Source organism: Pseudoalteromonas sp. XI10, from assembly GCF_001469895.1.
Classification (GTDB): Bacteria; Pseudomonadota; Gammaproteobacteria; order Enterobacterales; family Alteromonadaceae; genus Pseudoalteromonas.
The window spans coordinates 49,855-68,359 of the sequence record NZ_LOPY01000026.1 but is presented as its reverse complement, the minus strand read 5'-3'; the positions used below and the strand labels follow the sequence as shown (position 1 = coordinate 68,359).

Below are 18,505 nucleotides of genomic sequence, written 5' to 3'. Positions count from 1 at the left end.
CAGTTTTACCAAACTAAAACACCTTCATATAATGGCTGCAACAAAACGCCAATGCCTTGGTGACTTATGAAGAGGTTTATTATGAAATTTAATCGCACACTGACTTTAAGCGCACTTGCTCTTGCAATCAGCCTTCCTGCATCCGCTGCTACACTTACCAAAGACAATGGTGCAGCTGTAGGTGATAACCAAAACTCTATTACAGCTGGCCCGCGTGGCAGCGTTTTACTTGAAGACGTTCATCTAATTCAAAAACTGCAACGCTTTGCTCGCGAACGTATTCCTGAGCGTGTTGTTCATGCTCGTGGTACAGGTGCACATGGTGTGTTTGTTGCAAGTAAAAACCTTGAAGACCTAACCATTGCTGCGCCGTTTGCACAAGCAGGCAAAGAAACAGAGGTATTCGTTCGTTTTTCATCGGTTATTCACGGTAAAGGTAGCCCTGAAACTCTACGTGACCCACGCGGTTTTGCTACAAAGTTTTATACAGTTCAAGGTAACTGGGACTTAGTGGGTAATAACTTACCTGTGTTCTTTATTCGTGATGCGATTAAGTTTCCAGATATGGTGCATTCATTAAAACCATCTCCGGTTGATAACATTCAAGATCCAAATCGCTTTTTTGATTTTTTCTCACATGAACCAGGTTCAACGCATATGCTGACATGGGTTTATAGTGACCATGGAACACCAGCAAGCCTGCGTAAAATGGATGGCTTTGGAGTGCATTCTTATAAAATGATCAACAAAGACGGTGACGTAAAATACGTAAAATTTCACTGGCTTAGCCAGCAAGGCATTGAAAACTTAAATGCTAAGCAAGTTGCTGAAGTTCAAGGTAAAGATTTTCAGCATTTAACCCGTGATCTGTACCAAGAAATCAATAACGGTAATTTCCCGAAATGGGATTTATATATCAAAGTATTAGACCCTTCTGAACTGGATGACTTTGATTACAACCCGTTAGATGCAACAAAAGTGTGGTTAGGTGTTAAAGAGACCAAAGTGGGTACCATGACACTCAACCGTATGCCAGGCAACTTCTTCCAAGCAACAGAACAAGTCGCTATGGCCCCTGCGAATATCATTCCGGGTATTGAACCATCAGAAGATCGTTTGTTACAAGGCCGTGTATTTTCATATGCCGACACCCAAATGTATCGTTTAGGTGCAAACCACCAGCATTTGCCAATTAACCGCGCCAAGGTAGAAGTGGTTAATTACAACCAAGACGGTGCGATGAACTTTGGTCATACCACCAGCAATGTGAACTATCAGCCAAGCCATGAAAACGTGCAAGAAGACCCAATTGCTCGTAAGGCGCAAACTAAGCTGGCTGGCTATGTACAACAAGCAGCCATCAAAAAGCAGCAAAACTTTGCTCAAGCTGGCGTGTTATATCAAAGCTTTTCTAAACAACAGCGCACAAACCTGATCAACAACTTAGCGGGTGATTTAGGGAAGGTAAAAGATAGCAAGGTAAAGCACATTATGCTCAGCCACTTTTACAAAGCAGACACCGAATACGGCATGCGCTTAACCAAAGCCGTCGGCGGTAACCTAGCGACCGTGAAAAAACTAGCAAGCTCACTTTAATTCACTCTCCCAACCTTGATGAGGAAGGCACGTCCTTCCTCTTTTTTTAGGAGTTAACTATGCGAATTTTTACTTTTCTACTGCTGAGCCTTTTATTAACATGCAACCCAGTTAATGCTGATCAGCAAACAGACTCACAGACGCAATATCAAACCTTACTTGCCTATTATTTTGCTGCTGCGCGAACCGCAGAGAACGACATCATTGAACAATTTGTTGAGGCCGGATTACCAATCAACAGTGTTAATGAAAAAGGCTATACCGCGCTGATGATTGCCACTTATCATGGCCACAAACAAACGGTAAACCAACTATTAGCATTAGGCGCCAATGCTTGCCTTGAAGATAAACGCGGCAATACCGCTTTGATGGCCGCTATTTTTAGAGGTGAATTTAGCATCGCTAAAACATTAATGAAGCAAGACTGCGACACAGAGCATGCGAATAAAGCAGGGCAAACCGCCGAAGCATTTGCAGCACAATTTGGTCAACAGCATGTACTCGCTTTACTTACGCAATATAAGAAGGCAAAACAATAAAAAAAGCCCAGTGGGGAAACTGGGCTTTGAGCAGTGAAACAATGTTAGTCGAAGGACACTGTCACTGGGTTAGAACAAACAGTATCAGATACACAAACTTGATATTCATAGCTTGGTAACTCAGCTTTACGCTCTACATCGCGATAGAAACCACGATCAGCTACTGTTTCAAGTAGTTCACCATTACGGTAGATGCTTACTTGATCAGCCACAGTTTGCCAGCTTAAATCAACACGCATAGTACCTAAACGTGTTTTGTTAGCACGTTTAACCGATAGCTCAATTTCAACATCAGATACCACAACCGTTTGCGTGAACGTATCTGTTTGACCTTCGCTATCTGTCGCAGTTAGCGTCACTTCATAGCTGCCTGCTTGTGCGTAAGTATGCATAGGATCAGCATCTGTAGATGATGCACCGTCACCAAAATCCCACGCCCAAGCAACAATATCGTCATTGCTATCTGTGCTGGTATTAGTGAAAGTGACATCTAAACCTGATGTTTCAAATGCAAAGCCAGCTTGTGGAGGCTGCGGGCTCACTTCACCAATAGCGCTAAACGTCAGTGACCAGCTGTTTAAAGTACCGGTATCAGCAGACAGTACGTCTTTGACATTAAGTACCCAATCACCTGTCGCAACTTCGCCATTAAAGTTAGCCAGCGAGTAGCTTTGTACTAGATCATCAGCACCACCGCCAGATTGGCTGTGAAGTGTTGCAGTTGTTCCTTGCGGCGACGTTAATGTGACGATTAAATCACCAATGTAAGTATGAGTAATATCAATACTTGCATCCGTTGAGAACACAGTAAGTTCATCAGCTACCGTAATCACCGAATCAATACCCGTGTCATTGTTATCTGGAATAGACACTGGTGTTTCATTTGAGAAAGTAAAGTCATTTAAGCCAACAGGGTTAACAAACAATGACGCACTGCTTTGTTTAGCTAACTCACCTGATGTTGCATCAACAACAAAACTATAACTGCCCCATGCTGTTGCTTCTTGTGTTGGCACCGTTAGTGTAACTACATCTCCAGGTACAGCTTCTGTTTGCGATAATGTTGCGCCCGCTAAATCAGCTTGAAGTTCTAGGCTAACGACACCATCCCACTGGGCGATTGAACCAATTTCAAAGGTATATGTTGCAGTTTCACCAGCAGTAATTTGCTGTGAACTTGGCGACACCGAGATTTTGAAGCTTGGAGTCGGATCTGCTTGCTCAAGTGCTTGATTCACATTTAAGCGATTGCCAGACACTGTTTTGCCTTGCAGCGCTTCATTTTGGTCGCCGCTATTCATTAGCAACTCTTTAAGTTCAAGCGCTGATAAATCAGGGTTGATCGAAAGCACTAATGCAGCTGCACCAGCAACATGCGGTGTTGCCATTGATGTACCAGAATAGCTAGCGTAACCATTGCCCGGTACCGTTGATAAAATTGCACTACCTGGTGCGCCTAAATCAACACTTGTTAAACCCCATTGTGAAAAGCTCGACATGTTATCTCTGTTGTCAGTACTGGCAACTGATAATACGCTGTCATGCTCGTAGTTAGACGGATAATGAGGGTTTTGATCGTTATCAACCGCATCGTTACCCGCTGCTGCTACAAATAGAATATCGGCTTGTTCACTTGCCGTAATAGCATCTGCCAGTGCTTGGCTAAAGCCACCGCCACCCCAGCTGTTATTTAAAACACGTACATTTACGCCTTGGTTTTTAAGATCAACCATGTAATCGATACACTTAATTGCATCAGAAGTTGAACCTGTACCATCTGCACTTAAGAACTTACAGCCCGCAATTGATACCTCATGGTTCACACCAACAACACCGGTGCCATTGTTACCTGACGCACCTATTGTGCCCGATACGTGAGTACCATGGCCTTGGTCATCCATTGGATCACCTGAGTCGGTAATCGCATTAATACCGTGCACGTCATCGATGTAACCATTACCGTCATTATCGATACCATCACCCGGAATTTCGCCTGGGTTGATCCATGCGTTATCAGCTAAATCTTCGTGGCTGTAATCAACACCGGTATCAATTACACCAACAACAACTTCGCGGCTACCGGTTGAGATTGACCATGCTTCAACTGCATCAATGTCAGCATCGGCGACACCACCTGTTTGACCTTCGTTGTGTAAACCCCACAGCGACGAAAAATCAGGATCATTAGGTACACTGGCAATCGATACACGGTAGTCAGGCTCTACATATTCAATAGCAGCGTGGTTTTGTAGGCGTTTGATAGCTTCTTTGCTGCTCATACCTGAAACTTTAAATTTAGCTAAACGGCCAGACAAAATGGCTGAATAGTTATCATCAACACCATCTTTGTTGATGTCGCTGATGGTGGCTTTAACTAAGCTACGAGCATGGGCACGCATTGCAGCAGAGGTGCCTTTTTTATACATAACAAGTACTGAGTCTTCACTTGCACCAACGACAGTTGTTTTTGCTGGTGTGCTGATTTGTGCAGCACCTAAACATGGTAATAAGGCTAGGCTTAATACAGATAATTTAGTTTTCATATTTACTATCCATAATTTGTTGAACTGATCGAATCACTATGATCCGACCACCAAAGCTCATTACTTCTGAATGATGAATATCACGTGGCATATTTCATAAATGGCAAATTGCAGATAACAGGCAAGAAAAAAAGTGACACTTACTTTAAATCCATACTTTTTTGCTGATTGAATCAATAAAAATACGTCCAATTCACACTTTTTTGTGAAAAAAGCACCCTCAATGATCCATTAATATTTCTCCAACTTTTTTACTGCTTTTAAATCAAACCCCATACTAAAACCTAAACAAACACACATAACCAATTGAAAAAAAATAATTTATAAAAACCACAAAAACTGATGATTTTATATTATTCCAAATCTGTCTAAAGTAATTTTCTTGTTATTTGTATGGCCTCATAGTCGCAAATAACAACGTTGCTTCATTCACTTCTGATTGTTAGCTAACAGTTGAATATCACAGAAATTAATCCGGCAAGGCATGCTGGTACATGGTTCTAAAAGCGAAAATAATAATTTTAGAGCTTTGATTAATAATAATTTAAAGGAAATAATCATGAAGTTAAGAAAGTCTCTACTTACCTGTGCAATTACTATTGCGTTAGGTTCAAGCTTTGCAGCAAGTGCAAACACAGATGATAAAACACAATCTAGCACTGAGCTTGCAAGCCAAGTTTCAACACTGGGTGTATCAAACTCAATTACCCTAGATCAAGTATCGGTTACCGGTGTTGGTAACGATGCGGTTATTGCTCAGCAAGGTACAGGTCATCGTGCAGAAACTGTCAGTGTAGGTGATGGCAACATGGTTGAAGTAAGCCAAGCACAAACATCTAACTTATCTCTTATCTACAACACAGGTGACGATAATACTGTTTCGCACAGCCAAAACGGCACCATGAATGGCGCATTATCTGAAACCGTTGGTGTTGGCAATGCTGTTCGCGTTGAGCAAGAAGGTGCAGGATTCTTTGGTGTTAACAACGAAGCTATCAACGTCATGGTTGGTGATGAAAATAGCGCAACTGTAACGCAAGGTGATGGTGGCCATTGGTTCTACAACTTTGATTTACAGGGTAACAGCAACACAATCAGCGCAGAGCAAAGCGGCTTACTAAATGAAGCAACGTTCAATGTAATTAGAGGTGATGACAACAGCATCGAAGTAATGCAAGAGGGTGTTTTCAATGCGTTTACCTCTGATGAAGTAATTGGCAACGGCAATGAAATTACTATTGACCAAACAGGTTTCTTCAACAACGCTGAGCTTACTTCGCTGCATGGTGATTATAACGAAGTTGAGTTTGAGCAAGATGGTGACTCTAACAGCGCATTAGTTGCAGAAATCACAGGCAATGACAACGAGGTTAAGTCTGATCAAGAAGGCAACAGCAACAGCTTTGAGTCAGGCGTGATTGTTGGTGATGGCAATACATTACTGGTCAATCAAAAGCATGACAGCAATACCGCTGGCTTAGATGCTATTGGCAACGACAACGAACTCACTGCTTTCCAAAATGGTAACGGTAATGATGTGTACTTAGGTGCTATTGGCGATAGCAATGAGTTTGTTGCTAACCAAATTGGTGACGCAAACAGTGCTCACGTTGCTAACTTCAATGGTAGCGACAACAACGTTGATATTGCTCAAGGCGGCAATGAAAACACTGTACTAGTCCAGTCTTCATACCCAGACGACTCACTCTCTTCAAACGATAATGACATTTCAGTTAATCAGCTGGGTGACCTTAACGAAGCGGCATTAACATTCGCAAGCGTGCTTGATAGCAACAACAACCAAGTTGCTTTCACACAAGTTGGTGAACTCAATGCCATCGACCTGATTATGGAAGGTAGCAACAACTCTGTTGATATTAGCCAAACAGGCTCAGAAAACTTTGTAGCAGGTATCGGCGAAGGTGCATTCTTGCTAGGTGGTGAGGGTAACTCACTGGTCGTTGTACAAGACGGCAACGCAAACCTTGTTGAAGGCTCAATGATTGGCTCTAACAGCACAGTTGTTATCACTCAACTAGGTGATGGCAATACCGCAACTGTAACCCAAGAATAATCGCTTAAGAGGGAGCCTTGCTCCCTCATTCCATTATGAAAATAAAAAACTTACTACGCATATGTTGCATCGTGCTTGCAGCTCAAAGTACGGCTAGTTATGGCGAAGACCTCGAAATCGATGGCTTAGTACTCGATAGAAGTATTAGCCGATTTGGCCATCAATTTTATTTTGAGTTTGCCAACCTATGGCGCGATTTACCTTCAACAGCAGGCTTTAATATCGAAATAAAAGAAACGGTATTACCCCGAGCGGGGACTCGACTTGTCTTAAAAATGAATAACCAAATAGTGTACGTCACCTATCTAGGACGTCGCTTAGAGCCATTAGATGAACGTGTAAAACAAGCCATGTATAGCGTGATGGATGCCATGGCACGCAGTCAAATGCAGCAATCAACACCCGATATGGCAAAAAATGGATGGTAAAATGAAATACTTAACAACACTAATAATAATCCTCTGCCCTCTTTCTAGTTGGGCAACCGAACTCGTTTATACCCCAATTAACCCAAGCTTTGGTGGCAGCCCATTAAATGCCAGCATGCTACTTAATAAAGCGCAATCACAAAACAAGCACAAAGCGCCGGTTATCGAACAAACCTACGGGGAAAAATTTCAAGATTCGTTAGAGCGTACCTACTTAAATAGAATGGTACGAGAAATCACAGATATGGCATTTGGTGACGAAATCGACGACAGCATCTTTAATGGTGACTCGACCTTTATGACGGGTGATTATGAAATTCAAATTATCACCAGTACCAGTGACACAATCACCGTTAGAATTACCAACACCTCTGATGGCACAGTGACAGTAATTGAAGTACCGAGGTTTGGATAATGAAGACACTCACATTAGCAGCAATGGTATTACTTCTGTCAGGTTGTTCATCAATGGGCAATTTAATCCCGCCGACCAAACAACTAGCAGACTCTCTTGAGCCAACCGAAACATTCCAGGCTTTGCAGGCCCTTCCTCAACCAATGGGAAGCATTCCTGTGTCAGTATACTCATTTCGTGACCAAACTGGTCAATACAAACCACAGGCAAATGTAAGCTCATTTTCTACCGCAGTAACACAAGGCGCTAACTCTATTTTAGTGCAAGCATTGCATGAATCAGATTGGTTTATTCCGGTAGAACGCGAAGGTCTACAAAATATCTTAACTGAGCGTAAAATTATTCGCGCTGCGCAAGCCGAAAACGATAAGCTACCTGAATTACCACCGCTCACAACAGCAAAAATAATCTTAGAAGGCGGTATTATTAGTTACGACACAAATATCAAAACCGGCGGGATTGGTATGGAATACTTCGGGATTGGCGCATCAGAGTTATATCGTGAAGATGCAATCTCAATTTACTTACGCGCTGTCGATGTTCGTACAGGCCAAGTTTTGTTATCCGTTGCGACAAGCAAAAAAGTACTCAGCCAAGAAATGCGCGCAGGCTTCTTTCGCTATGTGAGCTACAAACGTCTTGCAGAAGCAGAAGCCGGATTCACCGACAATGAGCCTATGAGTATTTGCGTCACGCAAGCAATTGAAAAAGCGCTTAGCGACCTTGTATTAAAAGGTATTAACAAAGGCATTTGGTCTGCAAAAGCAGTCTAATTGAATAAGTGTGGCGCTGAACACCACAGCGCCCAATTTGAACTTTCTGCTAAATTACCCATCGAAATAAATACTTATAGCATTCAGTCAATTAAGTTTTATTTATGAAATGGATTACTTTCTCCAAATGCGCTTATTCTCTTATTGTTTTAGCCGCACTGATTACCCTAGTCATCACCATTGATAATTTTGACAGTTCAAAAAGTCTGCCAATTGGTTTTGTTTTATGGGGTATTTCGCCCTATTTATTAATGGCGTGGATGGTTGAACACAGTAAAACAAGAGTGACACAAATCGCCTCGCTTATTGTCACTATCATGTGTGTCTTATTTGGTACTGTGACCATAGGTTCAATCTATTTTTCTCATGATGCACAATCAGCACTGGTGTTTCTTTTTGCGCCATTATGGCAATGGCTGGGATTATTAATACTTTGTATTCCACTGTATTTCATGAATAAGCTCACATCTAAATCGAACTGAGTATCGAATAATGGAAGCTAAACGGAAACACGATTTTGAAGGATACTTGCTCGAAGCTGGATTTTTAAGCATCGAGCGAATGTTAAACCAGCTTTAATAGCAAACACTACCACTGGGATTAAACTGGCTATAGTTTGTCACTGTGTATTTTGTAAAGACAAACTCACTGCCATGTAATTTTGTGCCCAATTAGCCAGCTCCACGCGGTTACGCGATGCCGTTTTCTTGAATGCACTGTACAGATGGGTTTTAACTGTATGATCGCTGATATTTAAACGCTCTGCGATATCTCGATTACTCGCACCTTGGGCAAGTAAGTGAATCACTGATTTTTCTCGTTTAGTCAGTAAGCTGAGGTCAATATCTGTATTTACCGAATCGTTACTAGCATTGAATTGGCTGCGAGACATTGCAGATAGCATATGGTTAAAGGTAGTAGAAATACTTTTACGGCTAAAAAACAGCTCGCCATTGATCACTCTGACCAGCCCTGCAAAAATATCTTCAGGTGATTGATCTGCAAAAAACACCCCTTTAATGCCATTTAAAAGTAAGTTTTTTTCGCAAATTGCATTAGCGTCCGCATTAAAAATAACCACTAAATGTTGCTTAGCAAGTTGCACTAACTCTGCAGGTAGTAAGTCTTTCCAATGTGCGTCAGTGCTATCAATCAAATAAAGGTTAAACTCTTCGCGCATAGACTCTTGAGGCAAGCTTGCATCAACTTTCACGCGCATAAAAAACGCATCGAGTATTTTAATTAAATATTGATAATTTTGACTGCGGTTTTGTAACCTTGGCTGTGTTTTTAGAAATACAGAAGTTGGTTGAATCATCTCATTTCTTCCTTGAAACATTTTATTCACAATACCTAATTTAGATACATGATTCAACCGTTCATAAGCCTTTATTTTGGCAATTTACAACATTGCTAACCCATTTGGATGGCCAGACTCCAAAGTTAACAAAGTGTAAACACCCAATACTCACATCTCCCCTTTTACAGCGAGTCATCAAGTAGTTTGTAAAAACGTGAAGTTACACCGTTCGTCCAACCGAATCCTTGTTGTACTGTGTATTCGCCACCACCTGCACGGCTAACTAATTCACACACATTGTACTTTTCAAGGAGGCACTTATCTTCTGCAAAACGCATTTCGATCATACTCAGCCAGTTTTTTATGATCGCCTGTGCCTCGCTGACAAAGCCATACTCTGTTAAACCTTTTACAGCGAACCATTGTAGCGGCGCCCAACCGTTAGGACTATCCCATTGTTGTGATGTGCTACACAATGTTGTCACTAGACCACCAGGTTTTAAAAACTCACTCATCAGTTTTTGCTTCACTTGTTGAGCTTGTTGTACAGATGCAGCACCTACAAACAAAGGAACAGCCATTGCCATCGAATCGACACTACTTTGCTGATTGAGTCTAATGTTGTAATCACGATAAACACCCGCCTCAGAATTCCAACAATAGGTATTAATTGCATCTAAGCGCAGTGTAGCCAGCTCAGCAATCGACTGGCTCTTTTGTTCTTCACCAAGTAACCGATAAAAACGAGATAACGTATGCTCTAAGTTATACAGTAAGCTATTCAAATCAACCGGTATGATATTGGTTGTTTCAATGCTTTTTAAGTCATTATGATCGCAAAGCCAACGGCTACTAAAATCCCAGCCAGACTCGCATGCCGCACGAATATGTTGAAAATAACTTTGCTGCTGCTCAGTTGTTAGCCCTTCAGCGTCATGTAAATCTTCTTTTAATGACTCTGGACGAGGTGTTGCCGCACTATCCCAATAGCGGTTTAAAATAGCCTTATTAGACATTTTTACAACACGCCTAATAGCAGGCGTTTCACTGCTAAGGTCGTTACAGCCTTGCATCCAAAATTGATACTCAGCTTCAAGTGCTTTTACCGCGTTTGCTAGCCAAGTTAAGTCAGCTACATGTTTATATTTAGCATCCCATAGCAACGCTAACATTAACGCCAAAACAGGTGGTTGCGAGCGAGAGCTATAATAAACTCGGTTACCATTTGGAATACAGCCATTACGTTCTTGTAGGTCTATAAAGTTATTAACCATGGCTTCAATGGTGGCTAGGTCGCCAATATCTTCTAGACCCAAGGCTGTAAAATAACTATCCCAATAATAAATTTCTTGAAAACGACCACCCGGCACAATGTAGTCAAACTGCAAGGGCATTAGTGAGCTTGCTAAATCAGTATCTGCATTGCGATGCAAATGCGGCCATAAATCAAGAATATACTGTTTAACCGAAGTGGTATCTAATTTCGCTGTCGGAATAGTCTGATCAGCAAACAAAAAGTTCGACATAACAAATTCTCGCAGCTCATCACCTTTTAAAGGACCTACAAGTTGATACAACTCACAAGCGCTTTGCCAAGATAAATTTGGCACTGCATCGGCAAACATTTTTGAATCAGCAAACACTTCTGCTAGCTGTACGTCTTTAAATAATTGGCTATTAACGAAGTTCATGACAATCCCTTATTCTGCGCTTGAAGCCGCTTGATACTGTGGTTTTAGGGTAATTTTCTTAAAGATTGAAACGGTGATTAATAGCAAGGCTATTGGCACTAATGTGAGATAAAATGCATGCTGACCGCTAAATTTATCAAATACAAAGCCCGTAATAATTGAACCTGTTGTTCCACCTAATGCAGAGAAAACCACAATTAAACCTGTCATAGCAGCGTGCTTGTGCTTCGCTAATGAACTCAGCATGACAGAGTTAAGTAACGGGTAAATCGGTGCCATAAAAAAGCCAATCAACGGCAGCATGTATGCTGCAAAAGGCACATCAAATACACTTTTAACTTGGCTACCATCTACATCGTGAGTCAAAGGCAACACCAATAATACGAGCACACCCATAGCGACCAAGCAGCCCATTAATAAACTAAACCAACTAATAAACCTAAGTACTTGCCCTGCTACCAAACGACCAAGCGCTAACGCAGCTGCAAACAAACTAGCAAGTTGTATACTGACATCAACAGGCAATTTTAAAACTTGGTTATTAAAGGTCGGCAGCCAAGTGCCCACGCCTTGCTCAATTAGTACATACATAAATGCACTAACAACAAAAATAAGCACAAGGGGTTGGTAAGTCAGCTTTAACATGTCAATAAAATCATGAAGCTGAGATTGCTGATTAGTTTTTAGTTCTGGCGATTTTATTGGTGCTGCGATCACAGAAACAAACGCCACTGCCACAATCGCTGCTAGTAAGTAATATACATTCAACCAGTGACTACTTTGCGGATTGTCAGCGTCTATAAATAACGCAAAAATCCAATAACCCGACAGCACACCTAGCATAAACACCCCTTCAATGGTGTTTAATAACGCTGAATGTTTATTAGCATTATCAGTCACTTGACCAATAACAGAGTAAACAGAGATTTTCATAACAGCAAAACTGCAACCAATTGCGGCAAAGAGCGCTTTTAATACCCAAAAGTCGGCAATGCTCGGAACAACCAAACACATTGCTGCTACCAGTAATAAAGCACCGAGCATAGCAATTTTATAGCCTATGCGAGGGATAAATGACGCCACTAAAAATGACACAATGGCAATACTAAGATCCTTAAATCCTTCAAGAACAGACGCCTGAGTTTTGCTTACATCTAAGCTATTGATTGCTTGTAAAATAACAGTGCCCACACTATTGAGCATAATAGCAAAGACAAAATAGCTGCATGCCAGCGCGATAGTTATTCTTATAGGATTCATTCACTTCAACCTATGATTATTTTTATTCAGTCTAGTTTAGCGCAAAACAAAATGCAAACGTTTGCATTTGAAATTACACATATTGCTAACATTCAATAGGCTTAGCGCTGGCTCGACTGCCTATTTACTAGTTCTATTTCAACAACTTGAGATTCTACCGACTGCCCTGCTAACTGGGCTAACAACTTTTCAACAAGAATAACTGAAGCGCGTTGAGTATTTTGTTTAATACTCGACAAAGAAGGGTGACTGATATCTGCCATGGCAATATCATCAAAGCCCACGAGGGCAACGTCATTTGGAATACTAATGTAACGCTCTTTCAGGGCTTTCATCGCACCAAAAGCCACCATGTCACTACATGCCATAATGCCATCAAAGCACAGCCCTTTTTCTACCAACAATTGGTTAATTCCTTTATAAGCAGCACTACTAGTAATATCGATAGAAACCACGTGAGGAGTGGCTTTGGCTTCATTAATAGCATCTAAATAACCACGGTGGCGTTCACTAATTTCAGCGTGCCCAGGGTCACCTAAAAACAATATGTTTTTAGCTCCATTTGCCAATAAGTGCTCAGTCGCTAGGCGACCACCTAAATAATTATCGCTGCCAACAATTGGGTAACTGCTGGGTGTTTTTGGATCTCCCCACACAACTAAAGGAACACCAGCACTCGCTGCAGCTTCAATATTTGCTTGGCTTTTACCTTGGCCGACCACAATAATGCCATCGGCGCGGCGGCTATTAATAAAGTAATTTGCCCAATCATCGCTGGCCATAAACGAATTAGAAAGTAATAACTCTAAGCCAAATTTATTTAGCGCTAAATTTATTTCACCAACAATTTTAAGTAAGAAAGGGTCGTTAATAGACTGTTCTGTATCACCATCGAGGTTAATAATAACCGCAACAACATTGGTTTTTTGGGTGCGAAGGCGGCTAGCAGCCGTGTTTAAACTAAAGTTATGTTTTTTTGCCAACTGTTGAAGCTTGTCGCGAGTTTCCTGCTTTATCAATGGGTTATCATTGAGCGCACGAGATACTGTCGACGTAGAAACACCGGCTAATTTAGCAAGATCAGCTAACTTTAATTTTCTATCATTCATGATACTGAAACACTGCTTTCCTTTAAAACATATGCTGGCAATATACCACCATTTTGACCAAATCGCTGCGCCAAAGAGCATAATATTTTTTCAGTAAGCAAAACATACCAACTCACCCTGTGTGTAAAAAAGGACAAAAAGTTGAAAAAACAAATTGCAAACGTTTGCATAAATCTTTATGGTTTATTAAAGCAAGGTGTTAACAATTGCAAAATATTCGCTAATACATTGCTTTCAACAACATAAAAAATGGGAACACACAATGACAACTACATACACACGCAGTGCGCTAGCCTCTGCAATTTTGCTAGCTTTGAGTGGCCAAACAGTTATGGCCGAAGAGCAAACTGAACAACCAGCTAAAGAAAAAGTAGAACGTATTATTGTATCGGGTACACCAGCAGGTATTGGCGTACGTAAAATTGATGCTGGCTATGCAGTAACCAATATCGATGCAGATCAAATCGTTAAACTATCGCCAAAAAGTACAGCTGATTTATTCAAAGCCGTGCCGGGTGTGTGGGTAGAAAGCTCGGGTGGTGAGTCTGGCGCGAACGTATTTGTACGTGGTTTCCCTGGTGGTGGTGATGCACCATTTTTAACATTAAGCCTTGAAGGTTCGCCAATTTACCCTGCGCCTACTTTGTCATTTTTAGAAAACTCGTCGTTATTCCGTTTAGATGAAACAATTGAAACGATGGAAGCATTACGCGGTGGTCCAAACCCTGTTGTATCAAATGGCCAACCAGGTTTAACAACTAACTTCCGCCTTAAACGTGGTAGTGAAGATACTGAAGGTGTATTCAAATACACAACCTCAGATTATGACCTTCAACGCATTGACGCTATGGTTAGTGGTGAGATTTCTGATGACTTATTCTTCATGGTGGGTGGTTATGTTAAAAGCTCTCCAGGTATTCGGGATGCTGGATTCACATCAGAAAAAGGCAGCCAGTTCACAATTAATATCACTAAAGAATTAGAAAACGGCACCATTAACTTATACACCCGTCAAACAGACGACCATGGTGCTTGGTACTTACCAACACCACTAAATGTTGACGGTGTTGATGCAAGCTACACGCAGCTGGGTACTTTAAATCGCAAAGCGACTATCTACACAGGCCCAAATAATGACGAGCAACAAATCGACTTAGGTGAAGGCCGTGGTTGGAAAGGTCATGTTTCTGGCGGTAGCATCAAACTTGAATTCGATAACGGTTGGAGCTTCACAGATCGCTTCAACATCACCAAAGGTGATGCAAACACGTACGGCTTAGTACCGGCAGGCTCTGCAACAACCGTTGGTGCAGTGGCTGATAACGGTGAAACAGCAACAGGTGCAGTAACTGGCACAGAATACGATGCAGACACAGCGGTTCAACAACTTGGCCGTTGGGTGGTATTAAAAGAAATTAGCGCATTCACTAATGATTTAGCATTCGCTAAAAAGCTTGAAAACTTATCACTGGCCTTTGGTTATTACACAGCAAGCACATCAGCAAATGACTGGTGGAGCTTAGGTAACACAGCGTATCACGTGCTTGAAGCGGGCGGCGAAATGCTAGACGGCATCGAGTGTAATGCAAGTGTTGATGGTTGTGACTTCAACTACGACATCAACTCTACAGGTGATGCACGTACCAATGCCTTTTACACAACGGCTCAATATAAATTCAACGATGACTTTACACTTGATGCCGGTGTTCGCTTTGAAAACCACGAAGTGGAATACTCAGTCGATGAAGACCTTGACGGTGTGATCACTAAGTCTGTTCAATATGACGAAAGCAAAACATCTTGGACAACAGGTATTAACTACTCAATTTCCGATGACATGGGTGTATTTGCTCGCGTAAACCGCGGTTACAAAATGCCTTACTTCGACGACTTCCGTGACAACTTTACTGCATACGAAGGTGGCGAAAAGTTAATTAAAGAAGTAACACAAGCCGAGTTTGGTTATAAACTATTAACTGATAGCACCGACTTCTATGCAACATTCTTCACTAACGAAGTAAAAGGTGACACCTTTGTTCGTCGCCCAGGAGTACCAGCTGAAATCTTAACAAACGAAGCATACGGTATTGAGCTTGATTATAACTACAACCACGAATCTGGTTTCTCAGTTAACTTAAACTCAACACTTCAAGAAACAGAAATCACAGAAAGCCCAACTAACGAAGGCAACGAAAGTCAGCGTCAGCCAAAATGGCAAGTACGTGTAACACCAAGCTATGACTTTGAAGTAAGCGACATGTATGCAACCTTATACGGCACAATCTCAGCGGTTGATGATCGTTGGGGCGACAACGAAAACACGGTTGTGTTAGAAGGTTACGAAAAAGTAGACATTGGTTTAATTGTTGAGCCTATGGAAGGTATTAAAGTGCAGCTAGCAGTTGATAACTTAACTGACGAGCAAGGTATCACCGAAGGTGACCCTCGTAATGCTGATGCACCGAATGGTCGTTACATTATGCCTCGTACTACACGCTTAAGCATTAGCTACGAGTTTTAAGCGATTCTCCCAAACCCCTTGATTGAAAGAATCAATACCTAAGCCACAGTGTTTTATAACCTGTGGCTTTTTTGTTTTTCTATTATGCGCTGCAGGTGCTGCGCTATAGACTTATGCGATTCAAGGGTAAAATGCACACCTTCTTGCTGGCAAGGCGTAGCGATTGCTGTGATATCCAAAAACAGAGTTTGCTGTTTCACACACACTTCAGAAAAAGCCTCAACTAGCTCGCTAGACTTTGCAGCCGCTCCAGCATAAATATATTGATACGCGCCAACCTCATACACCGCTGGCGGGCTTAGTATCATTATTTTGGGCAATAAGCGGTGCAGATAGTAGTTTTTTATATCTAAAATAAGTGCTTCGAGGGCATTGGCAACATCAGCAGGCGACAGTGCAAAACGGCGCTTTAAATCATTCGTGCCGAGCTGAATAACAATCACATCTAAATGATAAGCCGCTAAGTAGGGCTCTAAGTATTTAATGCCCAGTTTATCACCACTAAAAGGTGGGTCGTTCACCAGTGTACGATTAGGCTGGCCGGCTTCAATAACTTGGTAGCCGGCACCTAGTTTAATCCCAAGTAAACTAGGCCAACGCTCATCGGCAGCAAAGCGTTTACCATCGACAGGCGAAATACCATAAGTGTTTGAATCACCAAAACATAAGATATTCATTAGAATGGATTCAGTGTGTAACCTTGCTGCTGCAACTGTGCATGCGCCGTCATTGCTGATAATGCCATTTGCACACCAGGAATAAGCTGTTGCTGTTTTACCTTCATGTGCGTTGCAGACTGCCCGCACACATACACAACGGTATTATGTGCCAACAATTGTGAGATCAATTGCTGATTTTTATTGTCACTGTCAAAGCGCTGTTTATAAAAACTGTTTTCCAGTACATCAACACTTGCGCCACCATGCACAACTAAAGCAAGTTGAATGTTCTCAGGCTTCACACCATGGGCTATATGCATATTAATGAACCGTGCTAATGAGTTCATTTTGTTATTCTGCGCCCCTTTTTCTGCCGCATCAGCTACATCAAACGCCACTTTGAAAACCGTTTGATCAGAGATTTCTGCATGGTTTGGCACATCATAATAAAAACCAAAACCTTTGATAGCAGGCTCAGCTTGCTCTGCATGACTAAATGAAGATAATAAGGCTAAAGATAAACCTAACAGTGTTGATTTCATAAAAGTTCCTGCTGTTTTTTACTCTAGCCTACCTTGTTTAAACGCGTTTAACTAGCATCAATATGTTGGTGCGCTTTAAAGGTCATGCCTAAGTAATTAAAGGTGTTTTTAAACATCTCGATAAACGCGTTAGGTGCGTGAGCAGATCCTGCATTTGAGAGCAATGAAAACTGCTTTTCACGCAATGTTCTCAGTTTTGGCCTGAGTGTTTCATCATCCATGTAATCAGTGATCCGGTCTAAAAATGCTTTAAACTGCGGTGTGGTGTTATACCAATACACAGGCGATGCAAGCACCCAGTGTTGATAATTTAACAGCGCTTCAAATACCGCATAAAAGTCATCATTTTTATATTGTTTATCGTAGCAATAAGGCGAGATAACATAGTCATCTAGACATACTACATCGCCGCCATATTGCGCTTTATAATCATTAACTTGTAAACTCGTATTACCTTGTTTTCGAGCACTTGAATAAATAATTACCGTATTTGTTATTGGTTTTTGTTGCATGACTATCACTCCTTTTTTATGATGTGCGCAGCGTAAAACCTCAAGCTAACTTTAGGTCAACACCTTGGAGCAAATTATGGCTGGATCAGAAAAGAAACTTATTGATGCAAACCTAGCGGTTGGCTTTGTGGCAAAACGCAGTGGCGTAAAAGTTTCAACCTTGCATTTTTATGAGTCTAAAGGGCTTATTCGCAGCTGGCGTAATAACGGTAACCAGCGACGCTATAAACCCGATGTATTGCGCCGAATTGCCGTAATAAAAGCTGCGCAAACCATGGGCATAACTCTTGAAGACATTAAACAAACGTTAAGCACCCTACCCGAGCAACGCACACCCACTAAACAAGATTGGGCAGCTCTTTCAAAAGTCTGGCAAACGCAATTAGATGAACGAATTCAATACATGCAACGTTTGCGCGAGCGTGTTAACGGTTGCATTGGCTGTGGCTGTTTATCAATGGCCAAATGCCCTATCTACAACAAAGACGATTATTTAGGTGAAGAGCACAGCGGCGCTGTGTTGTTAGAAAGAGATTAATACAC

17 protein-coding genes are annotated in these 18,505 nt (G+C 41.6%); 9 read left to right on the top strand and 8 right to left on the bottom strand.

Features of this window, described 5'->3' with window-relative positions; genetic code table 11:
• Positions 1-81 precede the first annotated feature (81 nt).
• Together AUR67_RS06630 and AUR67_RS06625 are read left to right on the top strand one after the other, a co-directional pair.
• Positions 82-1,596, top strand: a complete 1,515-nt coding sequence (locus tag AUR67_RS06630) for a catalase (protein ID WP_152996500.1) — start codon at positions 82-84, stop codon at positions 1,594-1,596.
• A gap of 59 nt (positions 1,597-1,655) precedes the next feature.
• Positions 1,656-2,135, top strand: coding sequence for an ankyrin repeat domain-containing protein (locus AUR67_RS06625; RefSeq protein ID WP_082422987.1), 480 nt, complete (start codon positions 1,656-1,658; stop codon positions 2,133-2,135).
• 44 nt (positions 2,136-2,179) lie between these two features.
• Here the strand turns inward: AUR67_RS06625 and AUR67_RS06620 are convergent, their stop codons facing one another.
• Entirely contained in the window at positions 2,180-4,678 is a 2,499-nt protein-coding gene (locus AUR67_RS06620) for a S8 family serine peptidase (RefSeq protein WP_058584666.1), read from the bottom strand.
• 559 nt (positions 4,679-5,237) lie between these two features.
• On the opposite strand from AUR67_RS06620, the gene AUR67_RS06615 reads away from it, so the two are divergent.
• The 5 genes from AUR67_RS06615 to AUR67_RS06595 all read left to right on the top strand — a co-directional run bounded on the left by AUR67_RS06615 (position 5,238) and on the right by AUR67_RS06595 (position 8,850).
• Entirely contained in the window at positions 5,238-6,752 is a 1,515-nt protein-coding gene (locus tag AUR67_RS06615; protein WP_058584665.1) for a curlin, read from the top strand.
• Between the two features lie 35 nt (positions 6,753-6,787).
• Complete coding sequence (locus tag AUR67_RS06610) at positions 6,788-7,180, top strand: curli production assembly/transport protein CsgE (protein WP_055021612.1); 393 nt, start codon at positions 6,788-6,790, stop codon at positions 7,178-7,180.
• Complete coding sequence (locus AUR67_RS06605; RefSeq protein ID WP_054562528.1) at positions 7,170-7,595, top strand: curli assembly protein CsgF; 426 nt, start codon at positions 7,170-7,172, stop codon at positions 7,593-7,595. Before AUR67_RS06610 ends, AUR67_RS06605 begins: the two co-directional genes overlap by 11 nt.
• The gene (locus AUR67_RS06600; RefSeq protein ID WP_054562529.1) at positions 7,595-8,368 is read left to right on the top strand and encodes a CsgG/HfaB family protein; all 774 of its coding nucleotides are present in this window, start codon (positions 7,595-7,597) and stop codon (positions 8,366-8,368) included. The genes AUR67_RS06605 and AUR67_RS06600 overlap by 1 nt, the downstream gene beginning before the upstream one ends.
• A 104-nt stretch (positions 8,369-8,472) precedes the next feature.
• The gene (locus AUR67_RS06595) at positions 8,473-8,850 is read left to right on the top strand and encodes a hypothetical protein (protein WP_058584664.1); all 378 of its coding nucleotides are present in this window, start codon (positions 8,473-8,475) and stop codon (positions 8,848-8,850) included.
• Positions 8,851-8,987: 137 nt separating this feature from the next.
• Here the strand turns inward: AUR67_RS06595 and AUR67_RS06590 are convergent, their stop codons facing one another.
• The 4 genes from AUR67_RS06590 to AUR67_RS06575 form a co-directional block, all read right to left on the bottom strand.
• Complete coding sequence (locus AUR67_RS06590) at positions 8,988-9,686, bottom strand: helix-turn-helix transcriptional regulator (RefSeq protein WP_058584663.1); 699 nt, start codon at positions 9,684-9,686, stop codon at positions 8,988-8,990.
• Positions 9,687-9,850: 164 nt separating this feature from the next.
• On the bottom strand, positions 9,851-11,359 hold the full coding sequence (locus AUR67_RS06585) for a trehalase family glycosidase (protein WP_058584662.1): 1,509 nt from the start codon (positions 11,357-11,359) through the stop codon (positions 9,851-9,853).
• Between the two features lie 9 nt (positions 11,360-11,368).
• Complete coding sequence (locus AUR67_RS06580; RefSeq protein ID WP_058584661.1) at positions 11,369-12,619, bottom strand: MFS transporter; 1,251 nt, start codon at positions 12,617-12,619, stop codon at positions 11,369-11,371.
• A 101-nt stretch (positions 12,620-12,720) separates the two neighbouring features.
• Positions 12,721-13,728 (bottom strand): LacI family DNA-binding transcriptional regulator, encoded by a 1,008-nt coding sequence (locus AUR67_RS06575; protein ID WP_058584660.1) that lies wholly within the window; start codon positions 13,726-13,728, stop codon positions 12,721-12,723.
• Between the two features lie 262 nt (positions 13,729-13,990).
• Between AUR67_RS06575 and AUR67_RS06570 the strand changes: the two genes are divergently transcribed.
• Positions 13,991-16,249 carry a TonB-dependent receptor gene (locus AUR67_RS06570; RefSeq protein WP_058584659.1) on the top strand — a complete coding sequence of 753 codons (2,259 nt, stop codon included), beginning with the start codon at positions 13,991-13,993 and terminating at the stop codon, positions 16,247-16,249.
• Between the two features lie 53 nt (positions 16,250-16,302).
• Here AUR67_RS06570 and AUR67_RS06565 read toward each other — a convergent pair whose 3' ends face one another.
• Genes AUR67_RS06565 through AUR67_RS06555 form a run of 3 tightly spaced genes read right to left on the bottom strand, consistent with a single transcriptional unit; the run spans position 16,303 to position 17,962 of the window.
• Entirely contained in the window at positions 16,303-16,926 is a 624-nt protein-coding gene (locus AUR67_RS06565) for an SGNH/GDSL hydrolase family protein (protein ID WP_058584658.1), read from the bottom strand.
• Positions 16,926-17,450, bottom strand: a complete 525-nt coding sequence (locus AUR67_RS06560) for a DsrE family protein (protein WP_058584657.1) — start codon at positions 17,448-17,450, stop codon at positions 16,926-16,928. The genes AUR67_RS06565 and AUR67_RS06560 overlap by 1 nt, the downstream gene beginning before the upstream one ends.
• Positions 17,451-17,497: 47 nt before the next feature.
• The gene (locus tag AUR67_RS06555; RefSeq protein ID WP_058584656.1) at positions 17,498-17,962 is read right to left on the bottom strand and encodes a flavodoxin family protein; all 465 of its coding nucleotides are present in this window, start codon (positions 17,960-17,962) and stop codon (positions 17,498-17,500) included.
• Positions 17,963-18,038: 76 nt separating this feature from the next.
• Between AUR67_RS06555 and soxR the strand changes: the two genes are divergently transcribed.
• Complete coding sequence (soxR, locus tag AUR67_RS06550) at positions 18,039-18,500, top strand: redox-sensitive transcriptional activator SoxR (RefSeq protein ID WP_058584655.1); 462 nt, start codon at positions 18,039-18,041, stop codon at positions 18,498-18,500.
• Positions 18,501-18,505 lie beyond the last annotated feature (5 nt).